This window comes from Janthinobacterium sp. SUN026 (assembly GCF_030397625.1).
GTDB classification, from domain to species: domain Bacteria; phylum Pseudomonadota; class Gammaproteobacteria; order Burkholderiales; family Burkholderiaceae_D; genus Janthinobacterium; species Janthinobacterium kumbetense.
On the sequence record NZ_JAPQNU010000001.1, the window covers coordinates 347,223 to 365,032 of the forward strand.

Genomic DNA, 17,810 nt, shown 5'->3' on the forward strand with positions numbered 1-17,810 from the left:
GCGTGAACCCGCGTATGGCACGGGGAGCGCCGCGATGATGAAATCGGCCCACATGATGTTGTTCTCGCGCGTGCTCGCCGCCATCTTTGGCGGCTATGCGCTCACGTCCGGCGTGGCCGTGCTGCTGTCGGCCGTGCTGCCGCTGTCGCGCGCCGAAGCCGTGCTGACGGCGACCCTGAGCGCCTTCGTCGTCTACACTTGCGCCGTGATCTGGGTCTTTGCCGTGCAAGACCTGCGCCGCGCCTGGCTCGGCATGCTGCTGCCGGCCATCGTCTGCGGCGGCATCGGCATGCTGCTGTCGCGAGGTGCCGCATGAACGCCGTCAAGGCAGGCAAAGTGGTGAAAACGCCGCAGCAGGGCGGCTTGCGCCAGGCCATGGCATGGCTGCACACGTGGAGCGGCCTGTGGATTTCCTGGCTGCTGTTCGCCATCTTCCTGACCGGTTCCCTGGCCGTCTTCGACGATCCGATCGGCCACTGGATGACGCCCGAGCACGCTTTGGCCGAGGCGGCGCACGCGAACGATCCGCCGCTGCCGAAAGTCACGGACCGCGCGCACCGCCTGGAGCTGGCGCTCGACTTCATGGGGAAGGAACACCCGAAGGCGGACATGTGGGAAATCTGGCCCGTGCAGCGTCCCGGCCAGGGCCTGTCCGCCTACTGGTTCCAGCCCAGCGGCGGCTATGGCTCGGCGGACCTCGATCCGTTGACGGGCGCCGTCATCGAGCCTGCGCGCGAGGCAACGGAACGGGAAACCATCGGCGGCCACCATTTCGTCGATTTCCACTACGAACTGCACGCGGGCCGCATCGGCGTGTGGATCGTCGCCATCACCACCATGATCATGCTGGTGGCGCTGGTGAGCGGCGTGATCACGCACAAGCGCATCTTCAAGGATTTCTTCACTTTCCGCCCGGCCAAGGGCCAGCGCTCGTGGCTCGATGCGCACAACGCGGTGGCCGTGCTGACGTTGCCGTTCCAGTTCATGATCGCCTACACGGGCCTGGCATTCTTCAGCGACGACTATGTACCGGCCCCCGTGGCGGCGCAATACGGCATGGAGAATCCCAAGAAAGCCTTCCTGGCCGACTGGAACGATGCGGGCAAGCCTGCGCGGTCGGGCCAGCCGCTGGCCATTCCCGCGCTGGAATCGTTCGCGCTGCGCGCCGAACAGGCCATCGGCCAGGAAATCCGCGCCGTGGTGCTGGACAATCCGAACGATGCCTCCATGCGCGTGTGCATGTACGGCTGGAATGAGGACACGGAACTGCTCACGCGCCTCAGCGCCAATTCGGGCAGGGCCTGTTATGCGCTGGCCACGGGCGAACAGGTCGCCGTGCGCCTGCCGGGCAAGTCGGACACGGGCGGCGCCGGCCTGACGCGTTCCGTCATGTCGAACCTGCACATGGTCGGCTTCGGCGGCACGCCCATGCGCTGGCTGTACTTCTTCTGCGGCCTGGCCGGCACGGCCATGATGGGCACGGGTGCCATCCTGTTCATGGTCAAGCGCCGCCAGAAGTCCGGCGGCGAGTTCGGCGCCTACACGCAGCGCGTGTACCGCGTCATCGCATGCCTGAACGTGGCGGCCATCGCCGGCCTGGCGATCGCCTGCGTGGGCTTCCTGTGGGCCAATCGTTTGATCCCCGTCGGCATCGAGCAGCGCGCCGGCTGGGAAGTGCGCGCCTTCTTTGGCGTCTGGTTCCTGATGCTGGTGCACGCCTGCCTGCGCGCGGAAAAACGCGCGTGGATCGAGCAATTGGGCTTGCTGGCGGCCCTGTGCCTGCTGCTGCCCGTATTGAATATCCTGAGCACGGGTGACAACCTGGCGGCGCAGATCGCGCGCGGCGACTGGGAAAGCGCCGGCGTGGAACTGGGCAGCATGGCCTTCGGCCTGCTGGCCGCCTGGGGCGCGTGGAAAGTCCACAAGCGCAAGGAAAAGCCAGTGAAAAAGGCTGCCGCCAGGGAAAGCGCTGCACCCTCGGCCAGCCTGCAAGTCAATACGGAGGGACAATCATGATCAATACCATCCTGTGCGCGCTGGGCCTGTCGTATGCGGGCATGGCCAGCCTGTCCCTGGCGATGGACCGCCACCATGGCCAGGTCTGGGGCCGGGACGCGGCGCCGAACGTGCGGCGCGCGCTGCAACTGGCCGGCGCTCTGTTGCTGGCGCTGGCCATCTGGCCTTGCGTGGCCGGCTGGAGCGCCACCGTCGGCGTGGTCGCCTGGCTCGGATTCATCGGGGTGGGCGCGCTGCTGGTGGCCCTGCTGCTGCCGTATGCCCCCCGCTTGCTGTTTCGTAGTTCCCTGCTGGCAGCCGTCGCCGCGCTGGCAGGTCTTGTGACGTTCCTGCGGTGATGTTCACCGCCATTTTCAAGGATAGACCGATGTACTTTTCACGCCTGGCGACACCGTTTGACGTTTGTAATTTCGTTTTGACTGCATCCAAGGCGGCAGCCTGATGGCGGCCCGCCTGCCTTCCCGCCGTGCCCGTATCCTGGGCGGCGTGGTCTTGCTGGCGCTGTTCGGCGCCGGCGCATTGTGGGCCACGCGCGGCCCGGCAACCGTGTTCGACACGGCCCCCGTCAAGCGCGGCAATATCGAAGCCAGCGTCACGGCCATCGGCACCCTGCAGCCGCAAACCTATGTCGACGTGGGCGCGCAGGTGTCGGGCCAGATCACGCGCCTGCACGTGCAGCCGGGCAGCGCCGTGGAAAAAGGCCAGTTGCTGGCCGAGATCGACCCCAGCGTGCAGCAAGCCACGGTCGATGCGGGCCGCGCCGCCCTGGCGGGCTTGCGCGCGCAGCTGGCCGACCAGCAGGCGCAGCACCGCCTGGCGGGCCAGCAGCACGTGCGGCAGAAACAGATGGCCAAGTTCGATTCCACGCCGCTGGCCGACCTGGAAACGGCCGAAGCCACGCTGGCCTCGGCCGGCGCCAAGATCGACCACTTGAAGGCGCAGATCGACCAGACCCAGGCCAGCCTGAAGGCGGACGAGGCGCGCCTCGGCTATACGCGCATTTATGCGCCCATGGCGGGCAAGGTGGTGGGCCTGGACGCGAAGGAAGGGCAAACCCTGAACGCCACCTACCAGACGCCGAATATCCTGCGCATCGCCGACCTGTCGGCCATGACCGTGTGGACGGAAGTGTCGGAAGCGGACGTGCGCCGCGTGCGCCCGGACATGCCCGTGTATTTCACCACCCTGGGCGGCGACCAGCGGCGCTGGAGCGGCAAGGTGCGGCAAGTGCTGCCGGCCCCGCCCGTACCCGGTGGTTCCGCCGCCGGCACGGCCCTGGCGCCGTCGACCAGCAAGGTGATCTTGTATACAGTGCTGTTCGACGTGGATAACGCGGACGGCGAGCTGATGCCGCAGATGACGGCGCAGGTGGTGTTCGTCACGGCGGCGGCGAACAATGTGCTGGCCGTGCCCTTGCCGGCCCTGAAACCATCGAAGGAAGAGGGTGCCAAGCCGGGGCAGTTTACGGCCCGCGTGATGGATGCGGACGGCAAGGTCGATACGCGCACCATCACCGTGGGCGTGCGCAACCGCCTCAGCGCGGAAGTGCTGCAAGGCTTGCGCGAAGGCGAGTTGCTGGTCACGGGCGAGCAGCCGGCCGGCAGCGGCAGCAGCAGGTTCCAACTGTGAGCGCCATGAGCGAGGCCAGGTCGCTGGGGCAGCCAGGGGAACCTGGCCAGCCGGTTCCCCTGATTGAACTGCAGGGCATCCGCAAGCGCTACGGTGGCCATGACGGCGCGCCGGCCGTGGAAGTGCTGCGCGGCCTGACCTTGTCGATCGGTGCCGGCGAATTCGTCGCCATCGTCGGCGCCTCCGGTTCCGGCAAATCGACCCTGATGCATTTGCTGGGCTGTCTTGACCGGCCCAGCGACGGCACCTATCGCTTCGCCGGCCAGGACGTGGCCAGCCTGAATCCCGATGAACTGGCGTGGCTGCGGCGCGAAGCGTTCGGCTTCGTCTTCCAGGGTTATCACCTGATCGCCACCGAATCGGCGCGCGAAAACGTGGAAGTGCCGGCCCTGTACGCGGGCATGCCCGCCAGCGCCCGCCACGCCCGCTCGGAAGCGCTGCTTAAGCGCCTGGGCCTCGGCGAGCGGCTCGATCACCGGCCAAACCAGTTGTCCGGCGGGCAGCAGCAGCGCGTGTCGATCGCCCGCGCCCTGATGAATGGCGGGCGCATCATCCTCGCCGATGAACCGACGGGGGCGCTCGACAGCAGCAGCGGCGCCGAAGTCATGGCCCTGCTGGGCGAACTGGCCGACGCGGGCCACACCATCATTCTGATTACGCATGACCGCAAGGTGGCGGCCCAGGCGCGCCGCGTGATCGAGATCAGCGATGGCGAAATCGTCGAAGACTCGGGCGCCGTTACCATTCCGTCCACGTCGACGGCCCTGCCGCCGCTGGACATGTCGCGCGCCGCCCACGACACGGGCGCGTCGCTGGGCACGGAATTGCTCGACGCGGCGCGCGCCGCCTGGCGCGTGCTGTGGATCAACCGCTTCCGCACGGGCCTGACCCTGCTCGGCATCGTCATCGGCGTCGCTTCCGTGATCGTCATGCTGGCCATCGGCCTGGGCACGCGCCAGCAGGTGATGGCGCAGCTGGGCGCGTTCGGTTCGAATTTGCTGTACATGGCGTCGCGCGGCGAAAGCTCGCGCATCCCCGGGCGCAGCATCACCCTGGCCGACCTCGATGCGCTCAAGGACGTGCCGGGCATCACCCACGTGCTGCCGAATGTCACGGGCAACAAGGTGATCCGCCATGGCAACCTCGATGTGCAGACCTATGTGCGCGGCACGGGGCCGGCCCTGCCGCAGATCCAGACCTGGCCGGTGGCCAAGGGCGGCTTCTTTACCGAGGAGGACGAGCGCGAGATGGCCACCGTGGCCGTGCTGGGTGCGCATCTGGCGGAAAAGCTGATGCCCGACGTGGCCAATCCCGTGGGGCAGAGCATCCTGATCGGCAATGTGCCGTTCCAGGTGATCGGCGTGATGAGCGCGAAGGGCGCGCTGACGGGCGAAAAGGATGAAGACGACGTGCTGCTGCTGCCGTTTTCCACGGCCGGCATCCGCGTTTTCGGCCAGCGCGAGCCGACGTACACCGTCATGGCGGTGGCCGACGTCAAGCGCGTGACGGAGGTGGAGGCGGCGGTCGACGCCACCATGTTCGAGCGCCACCGGATCCGCGACTACGGCATCAGCAACGCGGCCGCATCGATCGCGGCCGAAGCCAAGACGCAGGACAACATGACCGTGATGCTCAGCCTGATCGCCGCAGTCTCCCTGGTGGTGGGCGGCATCGGCGTCATGAACGTGATGCTGATGACGGTGCGCGAGCGCACGCGCGAAATCGGCATCCGCATGGCGACGGGCGCGCGCCGGCGCGACATCCTGCGCCAGTTCCTTACCGAAGCCGTGCTGGTGTCGGTGGTGGGCGGTATGGCCGGCATCGTGGTTGGCGTGACGGTGGCGGCCCTGCTGCTGGTATGGGACGTGCCGGTGATCTTTTCGCTGAGCGCCGTCGGCGGCGCCTTTGCCTGCGCCGTGGTGACGGGGCTGGTGTTTGGCTTCATGCCGGCGCGCAAGGCGTCGGGGCTCGATCCGGTGGTGGCGCTGGCGGGGCAGTAGTGACAACGCCGGCAGCGTGGCTGCCGGCAAAAAAAATGTTGCCCTGGCTCCAACACACGGTACTATCTCCTCATAATAAAAGCGCCGTGTTTTATGCCCATGCGGGCACATACCAACCACCACAGGAGAACCCGATGCAGAAAAAATCAACTTTGAAGACCGGTATTGCCGCCGCCCTCATGCTGGCCTTCGGCATGGGCGCTGTCCAGGCACAGGCGCAGGAAGTCGTGCGCCTGGGCAATTTGAAGTTCGCCCATTACGGCGCCGTGTCGTACATCAAGGAAATCGCACCCAAGTGCGGTATCAAGGTCGAAGAGCATGTCTTCGCCAAGGGCCTCGACGTGATGCAGGCGATTATCGCGGGCGAGCTGGACGTGGGGGCGACGGCCTCCGAAGCCGCCATTTCCGGCCGCGCCGGCGGTGCCCCCATCTATGTGGTGGCAGGCTTTGCCAAAGGCGGCGCGCGCCTGGTGGCGGGTGCCGGGCAAAAGATCGCCAGCGTCAAGGAACTCAAGGGCAAGCGCGTGGGCGTGACGCGCGGCGGCATCCAGGAAGTGCTGCTGCTGGCGGAGCTGTCGCAGGTGGGCCTGACGTATTCCGAAACCAAGGGCAAGGATGTGCAACTGGTGTTCCTGGCTTACGCCGACTTGAACCAGGCGCTGATGGGCAAGAATATCGACGCCATGATGCAGTCGGAGCCGCAATCGTCGCAGGCGATCAACAAGGGTTTCGGCACCGAAGTCATCAAACCGTACGACACGCCGATCGGCGAACCCGTGCGCACCATGGTGATGACGGAAAAGTTTTACAAGGAACGCCGTCCCGTGGCGGAAAAATTCATGCGCTGCTTCGTCGAAGCCACCAAGACCTTTATCGACAACAAGGCGACGGCGGAAAAGTATGTGCGCGAAGTGGTGTTCCGCGGCCAGATCACGAAGGATGACTTCGACGATGCGATCAGCAATTCGCCGTATTCGTATGACATCTCGCCCGAACACATCCAGATCACGACGGACGTGATGGTAAAAACGGGCGTGGGCCGCATGACGAAGCCGCCCGTGGCCAGGGACTGGGTCAAGACGGACTTGCTGGAGCAGGCGAAAAAGAGCCTGAATGTGAAGTAAATCAGGAAACCATGAAAAATACCTCCGCGCCAGTGCTGGTGCGGAGCTTGGGGTGGGTTGCCTTTAGCGGGCGTTAAAACCCATCCAGCCTTTCTCCGTCTGGCGGAAGCTCAGCGTGTAGATGCGGGTCAGCTCGTCGCCTTTCTTGAGCTGGCGGCTGATGATGGCGCCGTAATTGTCTTGCACGATCTGGTCCGACCATTGCAGCAGGTTCTCGAAACGTTCGGCCGTCATCGCCGCCTGGCGCGCCAGCAGCGGCGCGGGGATCGCCTTCTTTTCCTGCTGCTGCGCCCAGAATTCGCGGAAAACCTTGTTTTCACCGCCCATGCCGCGCGCCATCAGGCCCAGGCCCATGGTCATGCCCACGGAGCCATCCGTCTTGGCCTCTGTTTCGAGCCTGTCGGCCACGTCGGCCAGCAATTCCAGGTAGCCCACCTTGGCGCGCAGCACGGCCGAGCCCTTGATTTCGTACTGTTCGTTCTCTTTCCAGCCATTGAGCTTTTCCAGCTTCGCGATGTCGAAGTACTGTTTGTACAGATCATAGCTTTGAATGGACGTACGGAAGTATTCCTCGTACGTGGATTGGGAAGGTGCATCTTTCATGCAGCCGCCTAATATAGTACAGGCGGCCAGCAAGAGACAGGTCCAGGACAATTTTAGAAAAGACATGGCGGGGGGCGGTGGCGTCAGGGTGGATAAATATTGCTTTGTGGACATAATTATAGGACTGGCTAATCAGGGTGGCAACATACCCGCAGCGCGGCGACAGTGTGTCGCAGGAAAGATTGCCGAAATCTTGAGGGTGCGCCACCCCGTCATGCCTCAGGCGCGATATCATGGCAGGCTTGCGGCATTGGATGACGGCGTCGTGCCTGTCACCCGGGCTGTCGCCTGAATCGCGCTTGTCGGCTATGGTGTAAACTTAAACTATGCAGATCTATTTCTTTTTCATCGCCGCCCTGTTGTATGCGGTGTGCGCGGTGCTTCCCTCGTCCCGTGCCCGGCTTATTGCCGGCCTGACCGGCGTCGCCTGGCTGGCGCACGCCGCCACCCTGTGGTTCGACCTGATGGCGCCGGGCACCTTGCGCTTCGGTTTTTCCGCCATGCTGTCGGCCGCGCTGTGGGTCTCGGTAGGCGCCTACTGGATAGAAAACCGCAATTTCAGCCTGGACGGACTGCGCCGCATGGTCATGCCCAGCGCCGTCCTCGCCATTGGCCTGGCCTGGGCCTTCCCCGGCAGCCAGGTCAGCATGGAAGGCAAGTCGGCCGTCTTCGGCTGGCATATTGCCGTGGCCGTGCTCGCCTACAGCACCCTGACGATTGCCGCGTTTCACGCCGTGCTGATGGCGCTGCAGGAATCGCGCTTGCACACGCGCAGCGAAAGCCGCGGCTTCATCGGCAGCGCTCTGGATCAGTTGCCAGCCCTGCTGACGATGGAAAAGTTGCTGTTCCGCATGATCGGCCTGGGGTTTATTTTGCTCAGCCTGACCGTGCTGTCGGGCATCGTGTTTTCCGAGCAATTATTTGGCAAGGCGCTCAACTGGGATCACAAATCCGTGTTTACCATGCTGTCGTGGCTGCTGTTTGCCTCGCTGCTGGCAGGCCGCCGCTTCCGCGGCTGGCGCGGCAAGACGGCCCTGAGTTTTACGCTGGCCGGTTTCGCCACCTTGCTGCTGGCCTATGTCGGCAGCCGTTTTGTACTGGAAGTGGTTTTACACCGAGGATTCGCATGACACGTGTTTTATTTTGGCTGGCGCTGGTGTTCCTGGTGCTGTTCGCTATCCGCAGCAAGATCCGTGGCATGCAACAGCGGGCCCGCGCGCAACAGCAACAGCAGCCGAATCCGTTTACGCCGCCGGTGCGGCCGCAGGAGTTGCCGGATGCCGAACTGATGCTGTGCTGCGCCCATTGCGGCGTGTACTACCCGGCCTCGGAAAACGTGCAGGCCAAGGGCCACGACTACTGCAGCCACGCGCACGCCACGTTGTAAGGGGCGGTCCGCAGGCCCGCGTGCGTTGCTCATCCGTATCGTAACGTCCTCCGGCATCCGTCCGGCGTAGCATCTGCAGCAGGCGGTTCGTCGCCGCCATTGCAGAAAGGCGCGCTCACCATGCCCCGTCCCAGCCCCCGCTCCATCCCGCAGACCGTCGCCGGCATGCCGCCGGCGCCGCAACTGAGCGGCAACTCGCTGCCCATGCAGGCGCTGCGCGCGCAGATCGGCCGCATCGCCCGCTGCGGCGCGCCGGTGGCCATCCGCGGCGAATCGGGCACGGGCAAGGAACTGGCGGCGCGCGCCATCCATGCGCAGGGCGCGCGCGCCAGCTTTCCGTTTATCGCCGTCAACTGCGGCGCCATTCCCGAAGCGCTGATGGAAGCGGAATTCTTCGGCTGCCGCCCGGGCGCCTATACGGGTGCGCTGCACGAGCGCCAGGGCCTGTTCCAGGCGGCCCATGGCGGCAGCTTGCTGCTCGACGAAGTCGACGATCTGCCGCTGGCCATGCAGGTGAAACTGTTGCGCGTGCTGCAAGAGCACCGCGTGCGCAAGCTGGGCGGCAGTACTGACGAAGCCGTCGACGTGCGCATCCTGTGCGCCAGCCAGCATGGCCTGACGCGCGGCGTGGCGGCCGGGACGTTTCGCCAGGACCTGTTTTACCGCCTGAATGTGATCGAGCTGGCGTTGCCGCCGCTGCGCGAACGGCGCGGCGATCTGCAGGTATTATGTGAGGTGATCCTCGCACGCCTGTCGCCGCACCGGGCCGTGAGCCTGGCGCCGCCGGTGCTGGCGGCCCTGGCCGCATATGCGTTTCCCGGCAATGTGCGCGAACTGGAAAACGTGCTGGAACGGGCGCTGGCCTTTGCCGATGGCGGCGTGATCGCGCTTGACGGGCTGGCCTTGCCCTCCGCGGCGGGCAACGTGCCCTTGCGGGTGGCGTCGGCCATGCCGGCTGTGTCGGGGCGGCAACAGTGTCTGCCTGGCATGGCGGCGTATGGCGTGGCCAAGGTCTTGCCGCTGGACGTGTATTTGCGCCAGGCCGAGCGCGACATGATCATGCTGGCGCTGGTGCAGGCGCGCTACCACCGCGCACGGGCGGCGCGCCAGCTGGGCCTGAGCGTGCGCCAGTTGCGTTACCGCATGCAGAAATTGATGATACAGGAAGCCCTATTTGATGAGCGCATGGACGATAGATGAAGACGGCTGGTGCGACGGCGCGCTGCGCTACGACTCGCCGTACTGGGATGCGCGCCCGGACGGTGCGCAAGTCGATTTGCTGGTGATCCATAACATCAGTTTGCCGGGTGGCCGCTTTGGCGGGCCGCATGTGTCGGACTTGTTTACGGGCCGGGTAGATTATAATGCCGATCCTTCTTTCGCCGACCTGCGTGGCTTGCAGGTGTCGGCGCACTTTTTTGTGCGGCGCGATGGTGCGCTGTTGCAATATGTTTCTGCTGATCAACGTGCCTGGCATGCGGGCGCGTCCGCCTTCGAAGGACGCCCGCAGTGCAATGGCTATTCTATCGGTATCGAAATGGAAGGCGCGGACGATGTGCCGTTCCAGCGGCGGCAATATCATGTGCTGGCGGCGCTGACGGCGGCGCTGGTGGCGCGCTACGGGCTGTCCCAGGTGCGCGGCCACGAGCATATCGCGCCGGGCAGGAAGACGGATCCGGGGCCGTTTTTTGACTGGCATTTTTATCAAGAATGCTGGCTGGAAACCCTTAACGGACAAGCTGCGTTAGCGCTTACTTCGCGGGGATTGGGCTTCCCAGCCATGCCCTGAAAAGTCAACCGAAATCGTATATGAAAATACAAAAAATTACGCCGACGGATGCCGGAAAACTATTGCATCGCCCTTCGATGGGTACTACAATTAGTGCAGAAGTTGGATGTAAAGACTATATGTAGTGCCATCACAGACGTTTTCAGAATTATTGTCAAAGCTACCCGGATTGCTGATAAAGCACTGGAACTGGCGGTTTATCACCCTTGATCGTGTTTTGCGCCAGCCGGGCAGTGCGGTGTGGCGAGATGGATACTGAGCTGTTTTATGTACTATTAATTTACTATTTAGCAACAAATACCTGAAGAAACCCTGACCATCGGGCGTTCTATTCAACAACACACGCGGCAGCAAAACTGCAGGCTGACTTTAGCTGACAACGGGAGCTTCAATGCAATCACCACAAGATATTTCCATCCATCCAACGCCAGTATCGCCAGCGCCAGGCGCGGCCAACAGCGTGGCGAGCACGGGCGCGGCATTGGGCGACTATCGCATCATCCGCCGCAACGGCGCGGTGGTGGCATTTGAGCCTTCGAAGATCGCCATCGCCATGACCAAGGCGTTTTTGGCCGTTAACGGCGGCCAGGGCGCAGCCTCGGCACGCATCCGCGAACTGGTGGAACAATTGACCGACGGCGTGGTCGCTGCGCTGGTGCGCCGCCACCCGGGCGGCGGCACCTTCCATATCGAAGACGTGCAAGACCAGGTGGAACTGTCGCTGATGCGTTCGGGCGAGCACGACGTGGCGCGTGCCTACGTGCTGTACCGCGCCAAACACATGGAAGAGCGCCGCCTGCAGAAGGAAGCGCAAGGCGCGTCCGCGCAAGTTTCCGCACCACAACTGAACGTGACCGACAACGGCGTGCGCCGCCTGCTGGACATGCAGGAAGTACGCGACCTGATCAATGCCGCCTGCGCCGGCCTGGAAAAGCACGTCGATGCCGACGCCATCCTGGCTGAAACGGTGAAAAACCTGTATGACGGCGTGCCGGTGGAAGAACTGCACAAGTCGGCCATCCTGGCAGCGCGCGCGCTGATGGAAAAAGACCCGGCCTACAGCCAGGTCACGGCCCGCATCCTGCTGCACACGGTGCGCAAGGAAGTGTTCGGCAAGGAAGTGCCACAAGCGGCCGCTGCCGCCGAATACCTGACGTATTTCCCGCAATACATCGCCAAGGGCATCGCCGCCGAGCTGCTGAACCCGGTACTCGCCAGCTTCGACCTGGAACGCCTGGCCAAAGCCATCGTGGCCGACCGAGACTTGCAATTCGGCTACATCGGCCTGCAAACCCTGTATGACCGCTACTTCCTGCACATCCAGGACGTGCGCATCGAAATGCCGCAGGCGTTCTACATGCGCGTGGCCATGGGCCTGGCACTGAACGAGGCGGACCGCGAAGCGCGCGCCATCGAGTTCTACAGCCTGCTGTCCTCGTTCGACTTCATGAGCTCGACCCCGACCCTGTTCAACTCGGGCACCTTGCGTTCGCAGTTGTCGTCGTGCTACCTGAGCACCGTCTCGGATGACCTGGAAGGCATCTACGACGCCATCAAGGACAACGCGCTGCTGGCCAAGTTCGCAGGCGGTCTGGGTAACGACTGGACGCCAGTGCGCGCCCTGGGTGCCCACATCAAGGGCACCAATGGCAAGTCGCAAGGCGTCGTGCCGTTCCTGAAAGTGGTGAATGACACGGCCGTGGCAGTCAACCAGGGCGGCAAGCGCAAGGGCGCCGTCTGCGCCTACCTGGAAACCTGGCACATGGATATCGAGGAGTTCCTCGACCTGCGCAAGAACACGGGCGACGACCGCCGCCGCACGCACGACATGAACACGGCAAACTGGATTCCCGACATGTTCATGAAGCGCGTCATGGAAAAAGGCGAATGGACCCTGTTCTCGCCGTCGGACACGCCAGATTTGCACGACAAGGTCGGCAAGGCTTTCGAACAGGCTTACGTGGGCTACGAAGCCAAGGCCGCCGCTGGCGAAATACGCGTCTTCAAGAAGATCGCCGCGCTGGACCTGTGGCGCAAGATGCTGTCGATGCTGTTTGAAACGGGCCACCCATGGATCACGTTCAAGGACCCTTGCAACATCCGCAGCCCGCAGTCGCACGTTGGCGTCGTCCACAGCTCGAACCTGTGCACGGAAATCACCCTGAACACCAGCAGCGATGAAATCGCCGTCTGCAACCTCGGTTCCGTGAACATGCCGGCGCACATGAAGGAAGGCAAGCTCGATCACGTCAAGCTGGCCAAGACCGTGCGCACCGCCATGCGCATGCTCGACAACGTCATCGACATCAATTACTACGCCGTCGACAAGGCGCGCAATTCGAACATGCGCCACCGTCCGGTCGGCATGGGCGTGATGGGCTTCCAGGACTGCCTGCACATGATGCGTATCCCGTTCGCCTCGGACGCCGCCGTGTCGTTTGCCGACACCTCGATGGAAGCCGTCTGCTACTACGCCTACCTGGCGTCGACGGAACTGGCCGAAGAGCGCGGCCGCTATGAATCGTATGCCGGCTCGCTGTGGGACCGTGGCATCCTGCCACAGGACTCGGTCAAGCTGCTGGCTGAAGAGCGCGGCGGCTACCTGGAAGTCGATTCCTCGTCGGCCATGGACTGGACACCGGTGCGCGAACGCATTGCCAAGTTCGGCATGCGTAACTCGAACTGCGTGGCGATCGCCCCGACGGCGACGATTTCGAACATCATCGGCGTCTCGGCCTGTATCGAGCCGACGTTCCAGAACCTGTACGTGAAATCGAACCTGTCGGGCGAATTCACCGAGATCAACGGCTACCTGGTGCGCGACCTGAAGGCGCGCGACCTGTGGGATGAAGTCATGATCTCCGACCTGAAGTACTTCGACGGCTCGCTGGTGAAGATCGACCGCATCCCGCAAGACCTGCGCGATATCTACGCCACCGCCTTTGAAGTGTCGCCAAGCTGGCTGGTGGAAGCGGCTTCGCGCCGCCAGAAGTGGATCGACCAGGCCCAGTCGCTGAACATCTACATGGCTGGCGCATCGGGCAAGAAACTGGACGAGACCTACAAGCTGGCATGGCTGCGTGGCCTGAAAACCACCTATTACCTGCGTACCATCGCCGCTACCCACATGGAGAAGTCGACCTCCAAGACGGGCGCCCTGAACGCCGTGGCAGTCGATGGCGGCATGTCGGCCAGCGCGCAGAGCGCCCAGGCGGCGGTCGTGGCGGCAGCAGCAGTGGCCGTGGCGCCGGTAGTGGCAGCGGCAGCGGACGACGCCGATGGCGAAGCCTGCTACCTGCGTCCGGGTGACGATGGCTTTGAGGAATGCGAAGCCTGCCAGTAAAATTTTAGTTGTCAGCCCGGCACGGTCGGGCTGATTCAATGTTGTCAATGTCCGCATTGTCCGATACAACGGGCCTGTTGCGGATCGCCGGCTCGCCGGCATGGAAAGGAAGAAGAATATGTCGTTGTCATGGGATGATGAAACCACGTCGGCAGCTGCGCCGCGTCCGGCGCAGCAAGCGCCACTGGGTAATACCGAATTGAACCTGCCGGCCGGTGCCGAGCCGTCCGAAGCGAACGCCGAGCAAGTCGCGCGCCGCGTGAATGCCGACGACAAGCGCATCATCAACGGCAAGACGGACGTCAACCAGCTAGTGCCGTTCAAGTACAAGTGGGCGTGGGACAAATACCTGGCCGGCTGCGCCAACCACTGGATGCCGCAGGAAGTGAACATGCAGCGCGATATCGAGCTGTGGAAAAACCCGAACGGCCTGACGGACGACGAGCGCCGCCTGGTCAAGCGCAACCTGGGCTTCTTCGTGACGGCCGACTCGCTGGCCGCCAACAACATCGTGCTGGGCACCTACCGCCACATCACGGCGCCGGAATGCCGCCAGTACCTGCTGCGCCAGGCGTTCGAGGAAGCGATTCACACGCACGCTTACCAGTACATCGTCGAATCCCTGGGCCTGGACGAAGGCGAGATCTTCAACGCCTACAACGAAGTCAAGTCGATCCGCGACAAGGATGAATTCCTGATTCCGTTCATCAACACCCTGACCGACCCGGCGTTTGTCACCGGCACGGTGGAAAACGACCAGAAGCTGCTCAAATCCCTGATCGTCTTTGCCTGCTTGATGGAAGGCCTGTTCTTCTACGTCGGCTTCACGCAGATCCTGGCGCTGGGCCGCCAGAACAAGATGATGGGCGCGGCCGAGCAGTACCAGTACATCCTGCGCGACGAATCGATGCACTGCAACTTCGGCATCGACTTGATCAACACGATCAAGATGGAAAACCCGCAGCTGTGGACGGCCGCTTTCCGCGAAGAGATCAAGGACTTGTTCATGAAAGCCGTGGAACTGGAATACGCGTACGCGGAAGACACCATGCCGCGCGGCGTGCTGGGTCTGAATGCGCCGATGTTCAAGGGCTACCTGCGCTTCATCGCCAACCGCCGCGCGCAGCAGATCGGCATCGAGCCACTGTTCGCCCAGGAAGAAAATCCGTTCCCGTGGATGAGCGAAATGATCGACATGAAGAAGGAACGTAACTTCTTCGAAACGCGCGTGACCGAGTATCAAACCGGTGGTGCGCTGAACTGGGAGTAACCCTTTTTCAGTCAACGCCCAAAAGCGCCGTCATCGAGACGGCGCTTTTTTTTCGTCAGCATGGCGGCGGAAAAATGCGTGCCTCATCGCGTCATGCGATGAGGTTTGCACCAGGATTTTCGGCTGTCGCGAATGGCCGCATCGCGGGCCCCAAAAATCATTTCCGGTGACGCTGGCGGCGGCATTTGCCGCGCGATTGTGCGATAGCACGCGTAACGTGCAAAAAAGCGGGCGAAAACGTGTCGTGCCGGTTGCGCATTGACAAGGTTTTCGTGTACTTTATGAGATTGCAAATGCGAGCGTTAGAATGCGGGGTTTTTTAACCAGCGCGGTAGCGAAAAAACCTCGCAAAACAGGGATACAGATTTACACGGATATGCACAAAACCACACCGTTTTCGTCTGCCGCCGTGCCCGAATTTTTTCAGGCATGGCGGTTTTTTATTTGACGGATGGGTGTTGTGGCGAGCGCGATGCGAGGAGCGAAAAAACGCACGGCATCGAAAACGAATGACCGAATTCAGACTTTGCCACCAGCTGCGAGATAAAGCAGGGTGGCACCGACGATGGCTGAAGTGCTGCAAACGTGAGGAGTTGCAGCAGTTCAGCTGGTGCCGAATTCATTAGCGCAAACGACCGTTTGTGCCGATGAATAATTCGCCTGGCCTATCCCTGTGGTGGGTCGGACGGGTTTAAATCTTGTAGCTTAAATTTCTCATCTCAGATGAAGGAGAGACAAATGGCAACAGCCGCTAAGAAATCAGAAGTAAAGAAACCAGCCGCCAAGGCTGCTCCTGCCGCGAAGAAGCCGGCAGCCGCAGCGAAGACGGTTGCCGCTAAACCAGCTGCCAAAGCCGCAGCGAAACCAGCCGCCAAACTAGTCGCCAAAGCCGCAGCCAAGCCTGCAGCAAAAGTGGCTGCCAAGCCAGTAGCAAAAGCCGCAGCGAAACCAGCGGCCAAGGCAGCAGCAAAACCGGCCGCCAAGCCGGCAGCGAAAGCCGCAGCGAAACCTGCAGCCAAGGCAGCAGCCAAGCCGGTCGCGAAAAAAGCCGCAGCCAAACCGGCCGCCAAGCCAGCAGCAAAAGCCGCAGCAAAACCAGCGGCCAAGGCAGCAGCCAAGCCAGCGGTGAAAAAAGCTGCAGCGAAACCTGTAGCCAAGGCAGCAGCCAAGCCAGCAGCGAAAAAAGTCGTCGCCAAGGCAGCAGCCAAGCCGGCCGCCAAAGCCGCAGCGAAACCTGCAGCAAAAGCAGCAGCCAAGCCAGCGGCAAAAGCAGCAGCGAAGCCAGCAGCAAAAGCAGCAGCCAAGCCAGCAGTGAAAAAAGCCGCAGCGAAACCTGCAGCCAAGGCAGCAGCGAAACCGGCCGCCAAGGCGGCAGCCAAGCCAGCAGCGAAAAAAGTCGTCGCCAAGGCAGCAGCAAAGCCGGCCGCCAAAGCAGCAGCCAAGCCAGCGGCCAAAGCAGCAGCCAAGCCAGCAGCCAAGGCAGTAGCGAAGCCAGCAGCAAAAGCTGCAGCCAAGCCAGCGGCCAAGGTAGCAGCGAAGCCAGCAGCGAAAGCGGCAGCCAAGCCAGCGGCCAAGGTGGCAGCGAAGCCAGCAGCCAAGGTAGCAGCCAAGCCAGCAGCGAAAGTCGCAGCCAAGCCGGCAGCCAAAGCAGCAGCGAAACCTGCCGCCAAGGTAGCAGCAAAACCTGCAGCCAAGCCAGCAGCCAAGGTAGCAGCGAAGCCAGCAGCAAAAGCTGCCGCCAAGCCGGCAGCGAAAGCCGCAGCGAAACCTGCCGCCAAGCCAGCTGCAGCGCCAGTCGTGGCAGCCGCACCAGCCGCAGCGCCGGCAGCAGCTCCAGCGGCACCAGCCGCCGTGGCAGCCAAGCCAGCAGCCAAGAAGGCCGCGCCTAAAAAGGCCGCACCGAAGAAGGCAGCTCCTGTCGCCAAGCCATCGGCGCCTATCGCACCTGTAGCAAAAACCGTGTTGGCACCGGCTGCAGCCTGGCCATTCCCAACCAGCACCCGCCCATCGTAATTCCTGCGATACGGGTGCCTGGATGAGGCAACACGCCGCTGTGTGACTCAATCACACAGCGGTTTTTTTTTGGAGAATTAGTCGTGCTGATCGTTATCCTTACATTGATCGTTGATACCATCGCCACCTTGCTGGGCGGCGTGTTGCTGCTGCGCTTCTGGATGCAGGCGGTGCGCGTGCGGCCGCCCTCGTCGGTGGCGCAATTCACGTTTCAATTGTCCGACTGGCTGGTGCGCCCCCTGCGCCGCGTGGTGCCGGGCGTGGGCGGGTATGACTGGGCCAGCCTGATCGGCGCCTTCCTGATCGTGCTGCTGGCCAGCTCGGTGCTGTTTATTTCCGGCTATCCCGTCGAGGTGGTACTGCTCAAGTCGCTGCAACGCTTCCTGCAATGGATACTCTACGGTTTCATGGCCTTGCTGATCATTGAAGCCATCTTCAGCTGGGTCAACCCGCATGCGCCGCTGGCGCCGTTCGTACGGGCCCTGAACGAGCCGCTGCTGCGTCCGATCCGCAAGGTCGTGCCGCTGGTCGGCAGCCTGGACCTGTCTTTGCTGGTGGCGTTGATCTTGCTGCAGATTGCGCAAGTGCTGGTGGGGATGATTATTGTATTGAGGTAAAACGAGGAGGTCGGCCTGG

General features: G+C 62.9%; 15 protein-coding genes. 13 read left to right on the top strand and 2 right to left on the bottom strand.

What is annotated here, in order from left to right; genetic code table 11:
- Positions 1-34: 34 nt before the first annotated feature.
- From OX459_RS01640 to OX459_RS01665, 6 genes are all read left to right on the top strand, one after another.
- Complete coding sequence (locus tag OX459_RS01640; RefSeq protein WP_251350264.1) at positions 35-316, top strand: hypothetical protein; 282 nt, start codon at positions 35-37, stop codon at positions 314-316.
- Positions 313-2,016 carry a PepSY-associated TM helix domain-containing protein gene (locus tag OX459_RS01645; protein WP_289903497.1) on the top strand — a complete coding sequence of 568 codons (1,704 nt, stop codon included), beginning with the start codon at positions 313-315 and terminating at the stop codon, positions 2,014-2,016. The genes OX459_RS01640 and OX459_RS01645 overlap by 4 nt, the downstream gene beginning before the upstream one ends.
- Positions 2,013-2,354 (top strand): DUF3325 domain-containing protein, encoded by a 342-nt coding sequence (locus OX459_RS01650; protein ID WP_289900285.1) that lies wholly within the window; start codon positions 2,013-2,015, stop codon positions 2,352-2,354. The genes OX459_RS01645 and OX459_RS01650 overlap by 4 nt, the downstream gene beginning before the upstream one ends.
- Before the next feature lie 103 nt (positions 2,355-2,457).
- Entirely contained in the window at positions 2,458-3,645 is a 1,188-nt protein-coding gene (locus OX459_RS01655) for an efflux RND transporter periplasmic adaptor subunit (RefSeq protein ID WP_289903498.1), read from the top strand.
- 5 nt (positions 3,646-3,650) lie between these two features.
- On the top strand, positions 3,651-5,645 hold the full coding sequence (locus OX459_RS01660; protein ID WP_289903499.1) for a MacB family efflux pump subunit: 1,995 nt from the start codon (positions 3,651-3,653) through the stop codon (positions 5,643-5,645).
- 179 nt (positions 5,646-5,824) lie between these two features.
- A complete protein-coding gene (locus tag OX459_RS01665; protein WP_289904808.1) occupies positions 5,825-6,769 on the top strand; it encodes an ABC transporter substrate-binding protein in 945 nt (314 codons plus the stop codon).
- A 63-nt stretch (positions 6,770-6,832) separates the two neighbouring features.
- Here the strand turns inward: OX459_RS01665 and OX459_RS01670 are convergent, their stop codons facing one another.
- Positions 6,833-7,372, bottom strand: a complete 540-nt coding sequence (locus tag OX459_RS01670; protein WP_289903500.1) for a hypothetical protein — start codon at positions 7,370-7,372, stop codon at positions 6,833-6,835.
- A gap of 326 nt (positions 7,373-7,698) precedes the next feature.
- Between OX459_RS01670 and ccsA the strand changes: the two genes are divergently transcribed.
- The 6 genes from ccsA to OX459_RS01700 all read left to right on the top strand — a co-directional run bounded on the left by ccsA (position 7,699) and on the right by OX459_RS01700 (position 15,161).
- A complete protein-coding gene (gene ccsA / locus OX459_RS01675) occupies positions 7,699-8,502 on the top strand; it encodes a cytochrome c biogenesis protein CcsA (protein ID WP_077408508.1) in 804 nt (267 codons plus the stop codon).
- The gene (locus OX459_RS01680) at positions 8,499-8,759 is read left to right on the top strand and encodes a PP0621 family protein (protein WP_289903501.1); all 261 of its coding nucleotides are present in this window, start codon (positions 8,499-8,501) and stop codon (positions 8,757-8,759) included. Before ccsA ends, OX459_RS01680 begins: the two co-directional genes overlap by 4 nt.
- Before the next feature lie 120 nt (positions 8,760-8,879).
- Entirely contained in the window at positions 8,880-9,959 is a 1,080-nt protein-coding gene (locus tag OX459_RS01685; RefSeq protein WP_354669646.1) for a sigma-54 dependent transcriptional regulator, read from the top strand.
- Complete coding sequence (gene ampD, locus OX459_RS01690) at positions 9,937-10,548, top strand: 1,6-anhydro-N-acetylmuramyl-L-alanine amidase AmpD (protein ID WP_289903502.1); 612 nt, start codon at positions 9,937-9,939, stop codon at positions 10,546-10,548. The genes OX459_RS01685 and ampD overlap by 23 nt, the downstream gene beginning before the upstream one ends.
- A gap of 391 nt (positions 10,549-10,939) precedes the next feature.
- On the top strand, positions 10,940-13,891 hold the full coding sequence (locus tag OX459_RS01695) for a ribonucleoside-diphosphate reductase subunit alpha (protein WP_289900290.1): 2,952 nt from the start codon (positions 10,940-10,942) through the stop codon (positions 13,889-13,891).
- 118 nt (positions 13,892-14,009) lie between these two features.
- Positions 14,010-15,161 carry a ribonucleotide-diphosphate reductase subunit beta gene (locus OX459_RS01700; protein WP_071322017.1) on the top strand — a complete coding sequence of 384 codons (1,152 nt, stop codon included), beginning with the start codon at positions 14,010-14,012 and terminating at the stop codon, positions 15,159-15,161.
- An 835-nt stretch (positions 15,162-15,996) separates the two neighbouring features.
- Here OX459_RS01700 and OX459_RS01705 read toward each other — a convergent pair.
- On the bottom strand, positions 15,997-17,004 hold the full coding sequence (locus OX459_RS01705) for a hypothetical protein (RefSeq protein WP_289903503.1): 1,008 nt from the start codon (positions 17,002-17,004) through the stop codon (positions 15,997-15,999).
- A 253-nt stretch (positions 17,005-17,257) separates the two neighbouring features.
- On the opposite strand from OX459_RS01705, the gene OX459_RS01710 reads away from it, so the two are divergent.
- Positions 17,258-17,791, top strand: coding sequence for a YggT family protein (locus OX459_RS01710; RefSeq protein ID WP_251350272.1), 534 nt, complete (start codon positions 17,258-17,260; stop codon positions 17,789-17,791).
- The last annotated feature ends 19 nt before the right edge of the window (positions 17,792-17,810 follow it).